The sequence below is a fragment of the [Clostridium] innocuum genome (assembly GCA_012317185.1).
In the GTDB taxonomy this organism is placed as follows: domain Bacteria; phylum Bacillota_I; class Bacilli_A; order Erysipelotrichales; family Erysipelotrichaceae; genus Clostridium_AQ; species Clostridium_AQ innocuum.
The window spans coordinates 404,556-417,617 of record CP048838.1; the positions used below are offsets into that span (position 1 = coordinate 404,556).

At 41.3% G+C, this 13,062-nt stretch carries 11 protein-coding genes and 1 pseudogene; 5 read left to right on the top strand and 7 right to left on the bottom strand.

Features of this window, described 5'->3' with window-relative positions:
• Nucleotides 1-2: 2 nt before the first annotated feature.
• Nucleotides 3-1,916, bottom strand: coding sequence for a PRD domain-containing protein (locus G4D54_02050; GenBank protein QJA01284.1), 1,914 nt, complete (start codon nucleotides 1,914-1,916; stop codon nucleotides 3-5).
• Between the two features lie 657 nt (nucleotides 1,917-2,573).
• On the opposite strand from G4D54_02050, the gene G4D54_02055 reads away from it, so the two are divergent.
• A complete protein-coding gene (locus G4D54_02055) occupies nucleotides 2,574-3,446 on the top strand; it encodes a YitT family protein (protein QJA01285.1) in 873 nt (290 codons plus the stop codon).
• A gap of 263 nt (nucleotides 3,447-3,709) precedes the next feature.
• On the opposite strand, the pseudogene G4D54_02060 reads toward G4D54_02055, so the two are convergent.
• The 6 genes and pseudogenes from G4D54_02060 to G4D54_02085 form a co-directional block, all read right to left on the bottom strand.
• Nucleotides 3,710-4,480: pseudogene (locus G4D54_02060) on the bottom strand (hypothetical protein).
• A 299-nt stretch (nucleotides 4,481-4,779) separates the two neighbouring features.
• Nucleotides 4,780-5,100 carry an ATP-binding protein gene (locus tag G4D54_02065; GenBank protein ID QJA01286.1) on the bottom strand — a complete coding sequence of 107 codons (321 nt, stop codon included), beginning with the start codon at nucleotides 5,098-5,100 and terminating at the stop codon, nucleotides 4,780-4,782.
• Nucleotides 5,101-5,529: 429 nt separating this feature from the next.
• A complete protein-coding gene (locus G4D54_02070; GenBank protein QJA01287.1) occupies nucleotides 5,530-5,706 on the bottom strand; it encodes a hypothetical protein in 177 nt (58 codons plus the stop codon).
• A 229-nt stretch (nucleotides 5,707-5,935) separates the two neighbouring features.
• Complete coding sequence (locus G4D54_02075; GenBank protein QJA01288.1) at nucleotides 5,936-6,085, bottom strand: hypothetical protein; 150 nt, start codon at nucleotides 6,083-6,085, stop codon at nucleotides 5,936-5,938.
• A gap of 280 nt (nucleotides 6,086-6,365) precedes the next feature.
• The gene (locus G4D54_02080; protein QJA01289.1) at nucleotides 6,366-7,196 is read right to left on the bottom strand and encodes a Cof-type HAD-IIB family hydrolase; all 831 of its coding nucleotides are present in this window, start codon (nucleotides 7,194-7,196) and stop codon (nucleotides 6,366-6,368) included.
• Nucleotides 7,193-9,121 carry a transcription antiterminator gene (locus G4D54_02085; GenBank protein ID QJA01290.1) on the bottom strand — a complete coding sequence of 643 codons (1,929 nt, stop codon included), beginning with the start codon at nucleotides 9,119-9,121 and terminating at the stop codon, nucleotides 7,193-7,195. Before G4D54_02085 ends, G4D54_02080 begins: the two co-directional genes overlap by 4 nt.
• Nucleotides 9,122-9,459: 338 nt before the next feature.
• On the opposite strand from G4D54_02085, the gene G4D54_02090 reads away from it, so the two are divergent.
• The 4 genes from G4D54_02090 to G4D54_02105 all read left to right on the top strand — a co-directional run bounded on the left by G4D54_02090 (nucleotide 9,460) and on the right by G4D54_02105 (nucleotide 12,945).
• Nucleotides 9,460-9,774 (top strand): PTS sugar transporter subunit IIB, encoded by a 315-nt coding sequence (locus G4D54_02090; GenBank protein QJA01291.1) that lies wholly within the window; start codon nucleotides 9,460-9,462, stop codon nucleotides 9,772-9,774.
• Between the two features lie 113 nt (nucleotides 9,775-9,887).
• Complete coding sequence (locus G4D54_02095) at nucleotides 9,888-11,141, top strand: PTS sugar transporter subunit IIC (protein ID QJA01292.1); 1,254 nt, start codon at nucleotides 9,888-9,890, stop codon at nucleotides 11,139-11,141.
• Between the two features lie 14 nt (nucleotides 11,142-11,155).
• Complete coding sequence (locus G4D54_02100) at nucleotides 11,156-11,494, top strand: PTS lactose/cellobiose transporter subunit IIA (protein ID QJA01293.1); 339 nt, start codon at nucleotides 11,156-11,158, stop codon at nucleotides 11,492-11,494.
• An 11-nt stretch (nucleotides 11,495-11,505) separates the two neighbouring features.
• On the top strand, nucleotides 11,506-12,945 hold the full coding sequence (locus G4D54_02105; protein QJA01294.1) for a glycoside hydrolase family 1 protein: 1,440 nt from the start codon (nucleotides 11,506-11,508) through the stop codon (nucleotides 12,943-12,945).
• Nucleotides 12,946-13,062 lie beyond the last annotated feature (117 nt).

Sequence of the window (13,062 nt, forward strand, 5' to 3'; positions counted from 1 at the left end):
CCTCACTCCACGATACGTGCAATAAAGTCATTATAATCATGACTTTCTAAAAGTGTCGCAAACCGATTGGCATCACTCACTGCATTGCTCAGCCAGTCAAAGAACAGCTTCAGCATATAGCGGTCTGCATCATTGATCGCGAGCAGTATGACCAGCTTTACTTCAAAAGGTCCCCATGGAATCGGATTCTTCAAAATAGCAACGGATATGTTGGATTTAATGCTCATTACATTGAAGCTATGCGGTACGGCAAAGCTGTAGGCAAAGGAGGTTGCGGACATGGATTCTCTTTTCAAGACAGATTCCTTGAATCCATCCGGTATATAACCGGATGCCTGCAAATTATCACACATATAATTGATTACGTCCTCATGCGTCGCTATATCAACATCTGTATAGAAGAATCGTGGTTCTATCATACCGGATATACCTTCTTCAAACTCTTTCTGAAAATGCTTCTTATCCAATAGGTTCAGCGCCTGGAAAATACGGCTTTCGTCCTCTAAATTGATAAACAATGAAATTTGAATCGTGGCGATATCCAGATCATGCTGCAGGGGGAGCGTTGTCAGTATCAGATCAGGCCGTGCATTAAGAATTGTTTTCTGTTCGAAGAAGTTCAGACATTCCACGATGGCCATTCGCTCACCGAACCGATTTTCTACTTTTTTGACGCACATATTGCTTAATGCCTGATCGTGTGGATAAATCATAATAACCCGGTATTTTCCCGACAGGTTCGCACGCTCGAAGGCAGCACCGAGATGCAGCGATAGAAAACCTATTTCGTTTTCACCGATCACCTCATTTAATTGCTCTTCCAGATACCGGGCAACACGTATTCCCATTTCAAATACCAGAGGATATTTACGTTTGATCTCCTGCAGATATACATTGGATACATCATGTTTTCTTATCTGGCGTTCCATGAGTGACTGCATGTGCATTTTTAAACCGATACGCAAATCACTGTCTTGTGCGAAATCAATATCAAAATCATCATGAATAACTTCTAACATGCCGTCGATAATATCATCACTTGTTAAGCTATCATGAAATTCATGAACCAGATCCTTTGAGTAACTGGTTCCTTTCTTTCCCATCAATAACAATGCAAGCAGCGCGATTTCATCCTCAACTATTTCTATACGTATCTTCTTGGCTGTATTCTGAAAAAATTCACGTGCTATCTCATATTCCTGACTTTTCTTTAATTCTTCATAATTGCGTTCCGTATGTATATAGTTATGTCGTAAAATTCGTTCGATTGCGATTCCCACATGAACCATCAGCATCGGAAATGCCATTTCACGTACATGGAAATTGTATTTGTTAAACGTTTCTTCAAGTGTATCCTTAACAATCAGTAAATCGAAATCATTATACAATGCCGCAAGGTTATTCAAATTCAGAAAATTACCCTGTGTTTCCTCGGCTAATAAATCTTTATACAGCTTGCGCTTGCTCTCTTCATCACCTTCTAAATGGATAAAGTTCTTAGAGCGTACCAATCTTAACTGCTCATAAGGCTCAATCATTCTTTTTATACGTTTAATATCATTATCAATCGAATATTCACTAACAAATACCTGATCCTGTAAATTGGTGATGCTTAGTTCATTTCGCTGAAATAGAAGCTGCTGTATGATATATATACATCGTTCCTGCGGTGTCTGTGCGATTGGCTGTTCGATTTCAATGTTCAGCGTCCGAAGAATTTCCTGATTCAAATGATATCCATAGCGAAGATTGGACTCAATCAATGCATTCTCATAATAACGATTAATGGAATCAATGTCTGAGCGTATGGTACGATCTGATACATTTAGAAGCTTGGACAATTCTTTACCTGTAATCCAATCGTTAGAGTCATTCATCATCATGATGATTTTTTCCTGTCTTTTATTTAGTCCCATGTTGTCAATCCTCTCTAAATAGTATTATATAGAATAATCTTCAGGAAGTAATTAACATTTTTTCCTAACTCTTAGGAAGTTTTGCGAATTGGTTATTGAAATTTTCTTTTTTACACAGGAGCAGAGGGAAAAGAGAAGCGTTATTCTTTTCTTTAAGTACAACTGGTCTTTCTGTATAGTCAGGGCTGAGACTGCTGTCGTAGCAGTATAGCTGAATAGGAGATATGCTTTTTTCCTCTAATACTATGATAAAGAGTGTCATAATGGATAGGCTAAGTCACAGTACCTAAAATACGCTATGCGGTGCTCCTGCGATAAAGGATTTTATGCGGCTCTGTTTGAAAAGAAGGTCATGCCTGCATAAGGGATAAACAGAAGGATGTTATTCCTCAGGTCTGTATGCCATGCATTTAAAATATTGAAGGAACTCTGCTACAAGCATTTGATCTATTTCTGTAACCCGCATTCAAGGTTATCAATATCCTGTTGATTAGCTGCAATATGTCATATTCAGGAAAAGATTCGGTTCGTGTGCGATGAAGCGGCCTGTCACATGCGGCAGAAGAATGCATTTTTCCTACCGCCTAGGAAACCCTTTTAGCCACTCTCAAATGAAAAGGAATTATAATAATGTAGAAATTAAAGAGGGGATCGTTTATGTTAACACATTCATTGAAGAACAAAAAAGTACGTTATCTATTCAGCTGTATCGCAGTTGTTATCTCAGCATTATTGCAGGCATATGTCATTCAGGTTTTTATTACACCGAGTAATCTATTGAGCAGCGGTTTTACCGGCGTTGCTATTTTGATTGATAAAATAGCTGCTTTATATGGCTGTCATATTTCAACCTCCATCGCTATCCTGATGTTAAATATTCCGGTGGCACTGATTTGTTTTAAAAGCATCAGTAAAAAATTCACCATACTTTCTACCATTCAATTTGTTTTAGCTTCTGTATTTTTAAACTTCTGTCGTTTTCAGCCGCTCTTTCATGACCTGGTGCTGAATGTTGTTTTCGGAGGATTCTTGTATGGTCTTTGTGTTGTCATCGCTTTAAAGGGAAGCGCGTCAACGGGAGGGACGGATTTCATCGCTCTTTATGTTTCCAATAAAATCGGCAGGTCTATTTGGGAACAGGTTTTTATCTTTAATGCTTTGATATTATGCATATTCGGATTTATGTTTGGATGGCTGTACGCAGGATACTCCATTGTTTTTCAGTTTATTACAACAAAAACGATTTCTACATTTCACCATCGCTATGAGCGTGTAACCATGCAAATTACGACAACCTTACCTGAGCTTGTTATTGATCTGTATGTTGATCACTATCGTCACGGGATTTCCTGTATACAAGGGTATGGCGGGTATAGTAAAAAGAAAATGTATCTGCTGCATACCGTCGTTTCCTCATATGAAGTTGCTGATATTGCGAATCTGTTGCGAGAGGCAGATCCGAGGATTATTATTAATGTATTGAATACGGAGGAGTTTTACGGAAGCTTTTATATGGCTCCTATGGAATAGAAATGGTCAGATATATCGAATGATTAGGAAAAAGCAAACAGCACGAAAGACGAATAAATATCATGAAAGCTACATAAAAATCCTTAAAGATAGATAAAAGATATGAATACAAGCATAGAAATTAGAAGCAATCAAACATAATATAAAATAACTTAAATAGAGAAAAGAGCGGTTCTACGACTATATTCATATCTCAAAAAGCAGCTCATTCATAATTTTTTCAGCTTAATATCACATAGGGCAAGACTGTATTCTCTGACTGCTTATGCACATAGGCGGTAAATACGGCTTTTCTTTTCTCCTTGTTCAATCAGGCAGCCATCAAGGACCATCTGTTTCAGGAGTCTTTTGGTTGTAGATTCAGCGAGATTTAGCAGCTTTCTGGCTTCCCGGTTGGAAATACAGCCATGTTCGCGGACATACTCTTTAATTAGCTGCCGTCGTTCTTCGGATAATGGATTTTTATTGGCTTTTTATCGGCTTTTTTTCTTCTTTACGAAATAAATTTACACGGAAGGTATCTCCTATTTCTGTAAATTCGGGAGTACGCAGCTGATATTCTTCTGCTCTTTTAATGATGCGACGTATTCCTGTACCCCATCCTTCTATAAGCTCCATGCGGCTGAATACTTCCGCAATCGCTTTATTTCTTATTTTTGAACGACCATTCACAGCTTCCTTCAGAGTTAATCCGCCATACAGCATACCGGGGGAAGTGATTTCTAAGCGATCGTCATACAACGCGACTTGAACGCAGGAGGAATCCATAAAGCTGCGATGACACTGTGCGTTAATAATCATTTCGCGGATAGCCCCAACCGGTAGTTCGTATCTTTCTTTACGCAACAGCCCGTTAATTTCAGCGCTTCGATTAATATGTCTGAGTACAAAGCGATAAGCTTCTTCAATCTGTTCATACAGGGGTCCGGAATATTCCTTTTTATCAAGAAATTCATCACGATCATTCCCCTTGAATAACGCACATTGTATTTTTGCAAATCTAAAATAATCGCTTGTAAGCAAAATAAAGGAATTGGCGGCCAGCAGCTGATTTCCGCTTTTCTTCAGAAGCTTCCAGTTCAGAAGGTGTTCTACTGTAATTACTGGAATACTTCTTTTTTCTTCCGATGAATCTATAGCGGACTTCATATATTTATGTATATCCTGACAAAGCTTATCTATGGCCTCTTTTGTTACTTCATAGCCATTGCAGATTTGTTCATCCCATGAAGCATACGTTCCTTCCAGCTCCAGCTCTTTGAGCTTGACAGCATCTGCTTGGCGTGAAGTTCCTGCCACACGGATATAAGTGCCGTTTTCCTTGCCTGTATGTTTAAGGACGGTTGGTTCCGGCATATATTTCAACTATAACAATGCATTTACCCTCTATTGTTTGGAAGCTGATATCCGACACTATTTGTGGTTCACAGCTATCCGAAACAGCATTCGCTATGGAATCTATATTCTGAAACACGGAATCCTTATCCACACCAATTTCAGAACGGCTGGAGTCGTCAATTCTGATAATGAGTGTTCCACCACTCGTATTTGTGAAGGCAATCATAGTTTTTATGTATGTTTCACTGCGCTTCGGCAGAGCTGCTTTATATTCCATATGTTTAGATTCACCCTGCATAATTTCTTCTATCGTCATAATAGACCTCACTTTCATATGATAAAAAAATTAAATAATATACAGATGAAAGCTGTGCCGGCTTTTTAAATGAGGCCTTTCTGATAAATTGAAATATGATGTATGTTCATGTCAGAACTTCCTCTTGGTTTTATATATTGTAACATGAATTATCCATGCATTGGGAACATGTTGAAAGCTTATCTTCATTTTTTACATATTAGGGGGTGTTACAGTTTGATTTAGGGATATAATTTGGGGCAAAGAGTCTTAGTCCTTTCGCTTATATAAGGTCTGGCAGACTGTGAAATCATATACAAGCTGCTTATCATGGGTACAATAGAGGTAGCAAAATATTCTAGTAAAGGAAGCGGGCAATACTCTTTTTCCATTCACAAAAGAAAAAAAGAAGCACACGGCTTCCTCTAAGGGACTTTGCATTCAGATGGTTCAGCGAACCAGTGAAATCACGAGGATTATGACACCCAGCACAACCGCACTGATCAGTACATTGCGGAATGTAAAGAAGTCATACGTATAGTTTCCTGTATCCTGTTCCATTTCTTTCTTTTCCCTCAAATTATGTTCTTCAACGCCATTTGGCGGTGAAAGCTTCTCCTCATTCATGGTATCTCACCCCTTACATGCAAAATCTCTTTCCTTTTGTTCCTGCAATCACATTATAGCATAAGTGACTGCTTTTGTATTAAAACTCATAAAATCGTAAGAAACGTTAAGAATTTTTGTCCAAAAGAAGAAATCTCCACCGTGATGCCCGGATGAACAGCACCAGCAGAGAATCTTACAGTTTGGATACGGAAAAGTTTACCACGATTTATGCAGGAAATCAACAAGATCAGAACAGATAGGTACTGAAAATAAATGCCAGCATGATTCCCGCCATAATTAGAATTTTTCGCATACTGATAATCTGTCTGCAGATTGCGCAGTTTTTCAGAATCATCGGTTTTGTCGGTTGCTGTCTCATCAGATTTCTGCTCGTCATACTCTTTATCTCCTTCAGCCTGTATCCTGCTCTTCCATTATATATTAACACAGTGAGCGGGTTCATCGGCTTATGTTACCAAAGTGTAATGGAACTGTAAGAAATACCTGTTCCTATAATATAAACGAAGGAAACAGAGAAAAAGTTTCAAAGTATTTGAGAAAATTATAATTATATGGTTTTTCAATTTTTTGTAGGTGTTTATCTATTTATATTGTACGGCATTTAACTATAATTAGCAATACTTTCAGAAAAAAAAGCAAACTTTATGTTCAGCTTGCTAAATAAGTTTCAATTTTTTCATACAGTTATAAATTCCATCCTCTTTGCTGGTCGTGGTAAACATGTCACTGATCAGCTTCAGCTCTTCACAGGCATTTCCCATCGCCACACCTAAATTGCAATGCCGTATCATTTCCGCATCATTCAAGCTGTCTCCAATCGCTATGGAGGCTTCCAGTGGAATTTCAAAGTGAGACAGCAGACAATCGATACCGGTCGCTTTTGTGATAGCATGATGGTATATCTCACCATTTATACATCCCTCATGAAAACCATGGTGAATGTGCTTCAGCTGTGCGGGAAGCTGTCTGTCAAATTCCTGCAAAAGGGAATCCTCGTTGATAAAGGTTGCGATTTTCATGATTTGCAGGGTGTCTGTTTCCTTTACCTCTTGAAGTGGATGCATGCGGACCGCTGCCATATACTGTCTTGCCAGCTCACTGTTGTCTTCCATGCATCTTTGAAACAGTGAATGAAAGAAGTCATATCCAATAGGGTCAAGAAAAGAAGTACGGCTGCCTTCCAGATTAAATCCGATAGCATGGGCTTGCAGTAAATACATCATGTGAAGTACCAGCTCCTGCGAAAACGGCTTATAAAAAAGGACTTTGCCATGACTCTCTACCATAGCACCGCAGGAATAAATACAGCCGTCAAACGGGATAGCCTGTATTTCATCATCCACCTCCGGCTTGGGGCGTCCTGTCGCAAGGCAGACCCTGTGTCCGTTTGCCTGTGCCTGTGCAATCGCTATTCTGCTGGATTCCTGTATACCGATTTCATGATCCAGCAGCGTACCGTCGATATCGAGAAAAATACATGCTTTCATGCGGCTTCCTCTTCCTGATAGGAAATACTTGCGCACATCATATGCTCAAATTGTTCAAAGGAAGTGCATTCCTTCATCCGTTCCATAACATCCTCCTTACTGAACAGGTCCACCAGTGCCTCGTAGAGATCATGGAAAATCTGTTTGTCAATTTTGTTCAATGCGACAAGCAGAACCACATGGACGATATGGTTATCCCATTGGATACCTTTTTGAGAAATTGCAATGCCGATGCACGTTTTCAGTGCCTCCATTTCCATTGAGTGTGGAATAGCGATATTGCCGAAGGCAGTGGAAGCGGCTGTTTCGCGAATCATGACACTGGTTAGAAATCCTTCATTGACATATTCCAGTTCTTCCATGCTTTTGCACAGCAATGGCAGCACGTCATCTCTGTTCGGGGTGTCTTCATTCGCCAGAAACAAAGAGGAGGAGAAAAAGTCGTGAAATTTCTTTTTCAGAATATAGTTCTTCTTATTTGTACGATAGCGGTCTATGGTATTCTGGATATCCATCCGGCTGTTTGGATTTGGAAAGGGCGGTATCAGACATACCTCCTTATGCAGCGGACATTTTAAGGGTATGGTGGTCAGCAGCATATCGTAATGCTGATGCTTCAACTCATGCTCATAGGAAATCGTCTTGCGTATATTGATCTGATTCCCAAAATCTATCAGCAGCTTATTGTAAATCGAGGCTGTCATATTCATATAGTCCGGACACAGCAGGATACACTGTATTTTTCCGTCATTGGTTTTCTGGCGTTCGATATCCGCACCGATATGAAGGGCAAGGAAGGTAACCTCATCCTCATTGATATCCACATGAAAGCGCTGCATCAGCTCCATAGCGATAAAAATGGCGATATCATAAACTGTCGGACAGCTGGACTTAATAGCATCCACCATGGGATTCTTTGTGTAGGTATCATTGCGGACACGAAGCAGAAGATTTTTTAAATGCAATGCAAAGGGCGTAAGAAAGGTTTCATGATTCAAATCGATGTAATAGCTGTCATTCACCTTTTGAATGATATCTCTGGTTAATGCGAGAATATCCTCGCCAACCAGCTTTTTCAGACTATCCTCAGAGCTTGGCAGTGAATAATTTGCATTTGTCTTAAACAGCATATAGACCTCAAACTGTTCATTGCGGTTAAAGCTGATGGACAATGCCTCCTCCAGACGGGAGCACAGCTCCTCGACTAGTGCACGTTCATTTTCGCTTTCGATGAGAAAGTCGCAGTCTCTTGTTTCAACAAAATTTCCTTCCTTTACACGGTCGATGATAATGGCGAAGTGCAGTAACAGATTAACGAAGGAAAAATCATTGATATAATAGTTATATTTCTGGAAGGTGGAGCGGATGATCATGGAGACCTGTTCCACCGGGAATTCAGGAAAGCTGCTGGTGATGATATTGGCATCCATGAATTGCTGATCTGTTTCCTCATACATAACATAGCTGACAAGTCTGCGCTTGTCTTTTTCACTGCCGTGCAGGCGAACCTCTTCATTTTCACATGTGAATTCAATATGAAAATTCGCAAATGCCTTGTTCATCTTCGCGATATCCGCTTTAATGGTGGAATAGCTGACATATAGGGCATCGCAGAGGTCATACAGATCCATGTGGGAGGAATGCTCCAGCATAATATGCTTCACAATGTAAAAACCGCGCTCCAGACTGGTCTGTGGAATACTTTCCTCTTTTACAGATAAAAGCTCCTTTGCCTGTGCTGCTTGAACGGTATATCCCTGCTTGCTGGAAAGGATCACCTTCTGATTGCCGAGCAGATTGATTTCATTGACATAATTTTTTACAGACCGCGTGGAAATTGATAAAGCGGCGGCCAGCTGCCGACTGGTAACCGCTGTAGCGTGATGTAGCAGAAATTGCAGCAGCTCAACGTGTTTTTTCTTCATGATACCAACTCCCCTTGCAAAGACACTTGTTATATCTATTATAATTTACCCGCAAACACTGTACAACCAGAAGATTTCACCACATGGTGCAAATGTTCATTCTCAGACATTGAATCAGCTGTAAATAATTAAGTTTCGATTAAAAGGTCTGTTTTTTTTATTATGCAGCAGTGTTTTTTTGCCTGTCTATATTATAAAGAAACAAAACAAGGAGTTTACATCCTTCAGGGAAAAGCTTGCACCATGCGGTGCAAAACGTAAGTTGAGAAGCACGTGAATTTTAAAGATAATATGGGTGTACAAGGTACAGCGCTCATAAAAAGCGGAAAGGAGTCATTATGGACAAGATGTTCATCATGCTGTGCTGCGGAGCCGGGATGTCCAGTGGTTTTCTGGCAAATCAGGCACGCAAGGCAGCAAAAAAACGCAAGCTGGACACAACGATTGAAGCACGGTCCCATACAGATGTCAGCGGCTATCTGTCAAGCATCAGTATACTTATGCTGGGACCGCATTACGGAGGAGAGCTGCCGAAATGGAAATCACTCTGTGACCCGTATCATGTTCCGGTTGTTGTCATTCCACAGGATATTTATGCACAGCTCAACGGAGATGCACTGATTCAGCTGGCACTGGATACACTGGGGAAATAAAAAAGCTAAGATGGCACTCTTAGCTTGAAGAAAATCACGCGTTTGTTTAATGATTTCCTCATGATTATTATATAGGGTTCATGGGGAAAAGGAAAGACTGAGGAGAAAGAAAAATGAAAAAGTTTATGAACTGGCTTTCTACAGTGTTTGCTCCAAAGATGAATGAAATCTGCAGCAAGCCCTGGATTGCCGCCGTATCATCATCCATGCAGAAAATCATACCGTTTATTTTAACGGGTTCTGTCATCTACTTCTACAACGTATTCCATTCCTACCTGCCTGCACTTCCGGATCTTGGCATGATTGCCGATTACAGCTTCGGACTGATTTCTTTGATTCTGGCATTCGTAGTCGGACAGCAGTGTATGGAAAAGCTGAATCATCCGTTCTACCTGACCAACTGCGGTATCGTTTCCATGGCAGTCTTCATGATGTTCATCATTCCGGGAACAGATGAAGCAGGAAATATGGTCATTCAGGGAGGACGTCTGGGTGCTACCGGTATTGCTGTCGGTATCGTAGCCGGACTGTTTACATCCATTATCTTCAATCTGTATTCCAAGCTGCATGTACTGGAGGATTCCACATCCATTCCGGATTTCGTTGTCGGCTGGATCAATTACATACTGCCTACCCTGATTACGCTTGGTCTGGGTATGGTTCTGACAAAATATTGTAATTTCGACATATTTGAAATCGTTTTATGGATTTTCTCACCACTGGCAGGCTTTGCACAGACCATGCCCGGTTTCATACTCTGCTGCTTTATTCCTGCTGTTTTGTACAGTATGGGTATTTCCTCCTGGCTGTTTGGCGCGGTTACAACACCGATCTTCCTTGCCGGTATTCAGGAAAATATCAATATGGTGGCACAGGGACTTCCTGCTACGAATATCGCGACGAGTGAGACGGTGTTTACGGCGGCTCTTGTTACCATGGGCGGTATGGGGGCAACGCTTGCGCTGAATGTGCTCATGTGCTTCTCAAAATCAAAGCAGCTGAAAACACTGGGAAGAATCTTCATCGGGCCAAGTATTTTCAACATCAATGAACCAATCATGTTCGGTGCGCCTGTTGTCTTCAATCCGCTGCTGATGCTGCCGATGTGGCTGAATTCCATCGTTGGACCTGCTATCGTCTATATTGTTATGAGCCTTGGATGGCTGAACATTCCGGCAACACTGAATCAGGTAGGACAGGTGCCTGTACCGGTTTCCACCGTTATGATTACACAGGATATGCGTGGTATTTTATGGGCAGTTGTATTGTTTGTTGTCTACTTTGCAATCTGGTACCCGTTCTTCAAGGTATTTGAAAAACAAAAGCTAGCAGAAGAAGCACAGGAAAACGCTCCTTCTCAGAACTAAAGGGGGATTAACCTATGGATATTATGGAAAATGAGCTTGTCAATGTTGCTATGCAGATTATTCTGCATGCAGGTGATGCCCGGCTGCGGGTTGAGGATGCATTGGCACAGGCAAAGCAGTTTCACTTCGATGAGGCGAAACAGAAAATTGCAGAGGCGGAGGAATGTATTCATCAAGCACATGTCGCACAGACCGAGGTGATTCAGAATGAAACAAGAGGAAAAACCTATGAACCCTGTCTGCTGTTTGCACATGCACAGGATACGCTGATGACAATTATGTCAGAGCTTAATCTGGCAAAGGAATTGATTGCATTTTTTGAAATCATGAATAAGAAAATAGAAGAAAAATAGGAGGCTGAACCATGTCAAAGGGATTTCCGAATAATTTTTTATGGGGTGCTGCTACCAGTGCCTATCAGGTAGAGGGTGCTGCCTATGAGGATGGCAAGAAAGCCAGCCAGCAGGATATCATCAATAAAGAGAATTATACAAAGCGCGGCTTTGCTACTGCGGATATTGCCAGTGACCAATATCATCATTACAAGGAAGATGTAGCCCTGATGAAGGAAATGGGCTTTACGACCTATCGTTTCTCCATTGCCTGGTCACGCGTATTTCCTGATGGAGTTGGAGAAGTAAACGAAGCGGGTATTCAGTATTACCGCAATCTGATTGATGAACTGCTGGCCAACGGTATAGAGCCGATTGTTACGCTGTATCATTATGATTTGCCATGGGCACTTGTGGAAAAATATAACGGATGGCTGAGCAGAGAGGTAGTAAAGGATTTTGCATACTTTGCCCGCTATGTCATCAATGAATTTAAGGACAAGGTGAAATACTGGACGACTATCAATGAGCAAAGCATCATCGTTCAATACTGGACACAGAAATGCTACATACCGGAGGAGCTGAGAGACAACAATCAGCTGCGCTATCAGATCAATCATCATATGAATCTTGCACATGCCATTGCCTGTAAGCTGGTCCATGAGCTTGTACCGGGTGGTCTTGCCGGTGCGGCAATCGGGTATTCCCCGGTCTATCCGCTTACTTCCAAGCCGGAGGATGTCATGGCTGCACAAAATGCACACGATTTGCGTAATGCCTTCTATCTGGATATTTATTTTAAGGGCTTTTATACGAAGTCAGCTTTGATTTATCTGGAAGAGCACGGTCTTGCCCCGGTCATCGAAGAAGGTGACATGGAGCTGATTAAGGAAGGCTATTCCGATTTTCTGGCACTGAATTATTATGCAAGTGAGTGTGCAAAGGCATGTCCGATGGAAGAAGGTAAGGAAATTCGTTACAGCGGTGTCAACTGGTCAGGCAAAAAGGGCGACATGTCCGGCTTTGAAACACATCCGGGCTTCTATGAGATGTGCAAGAATCCGAATCTTGATACAACCGATTGGGACTGGGCAATTGATCCGACAGGTCTGGAATACATCTTCCGCGATATTTACACTCGCTATAACAAGCCGCTGATGGTTACAGAGAACGGTATGGGAGCATTTGATACCCTGACAGAGGACGGACGTGTTCATGATGATTACCGTATTAAATACCTGCGCGACCATATCGAAGCAATGCACAGAGCAATTGATTATGGAGTAGAAGTGCTGGCATATTGTCCATGGTCTGCGGTTGATCTGCTGTCAACCAGCAACGGTGTGAAAAAACGCTATGGCTTTATCTATGTAGACCGTACTGATGATGATCCAAAGGAGTGCGCGAGAATTCGTAAGGATTCCTTCTACTGGTACAAGCAGGTGATAAAATCTAACGGAGCTGATTTATAGGGTGCAGGTATTTCCTGCCCCCGGCTTATTGAACATTGGCGTCATCGCATTGCAGAGGGAAGCCTATCCAAAACTACAGAGGCTTTGCGCTGTTGCGATACGCAGATACTTGCCACT

What these genes read in the sequence shown, in the direction of transcription:
- G4D54_02100 (QJA01293.1), top strand. Translation starts at nt 11,156, where the DNA reads ATGGATATTATGGAAAATGAGCTTGTCAATGTTGCTATGCAGATTATT.
- G4D54_02055 (QJA01285.1), top strand. Translation starts at nt 2,574, where the DNA reads ATGTTAACACATTCATTGAAGAACAAAAAAGTACGTTATCTATTCAGC.
- G4D54_02075 (QJA01288.1), bottom strand. Translation starts at nt 6,085, where the DNA reads ATGACGAGCAGAAATCTGATGAGACAGCAACCGACAAAACCGATGATT.
- G4D54_02050 (QJA01284.1), bottom strand. Translation starts at nt 1,916, where the DNA reads ATGGGACTAAATAAAAGACAGGAAAAAATCATCATGATGATGAATGAC.
- G4D54_02095 (QJA01292.1), top strand. Translation starts at nt 9,888, where the DNA reads ATGAAAAAGTTTATGAACTGGCTTTCTACAGTGTTTGCTCCAAAGATG.
- G4D54_02070 (QJA01287.1), bottom strand. Translation starts at nt 5,706, where the DNA reads ATGAATGAGGAGAAGCTTTCACCGCCAAATGGCGTTGAAGAACATAAT.
- G4D54_02090 (QJA01291.1), top strand. Translation starts at nt 9,460, where the DNA reads ATGGACAAGATGTTCATCATGCTGTGCTGCGGAGCCGGGATGTCCAGT.
- G4D54_02105 (QJA01294.1), top strand. Translation starts at nt 11,506, where the DNA reads ATGTCAAAGGGATTTCCGAATAATTTTTTATGGGGTGCTGCTACCAGT.
- G4D54_02085 (QJA01290.1), bottom strand. Translation starts at nt 9,121, where the DNA reads ATGAAGAAAAAACACGTTGAGCTGCTGCAATTTCTGCTACATCACGCT.
- G4D54_02065 (QJA01286.1), bottom strand. Translation starts at nt 5,100, where the DNA reads ATGACGATAGAAGAAATTATGCAGGGTGAATCTAAACATATGGAATAT.
- G4D54_02080 (QJA01289.1), bottom strand. Translation starts at nt 7,196, where the DNA reads ATGAAAGCATGTATTTTTCTCGATATCGACGGTACGCTGCTGGATCAT.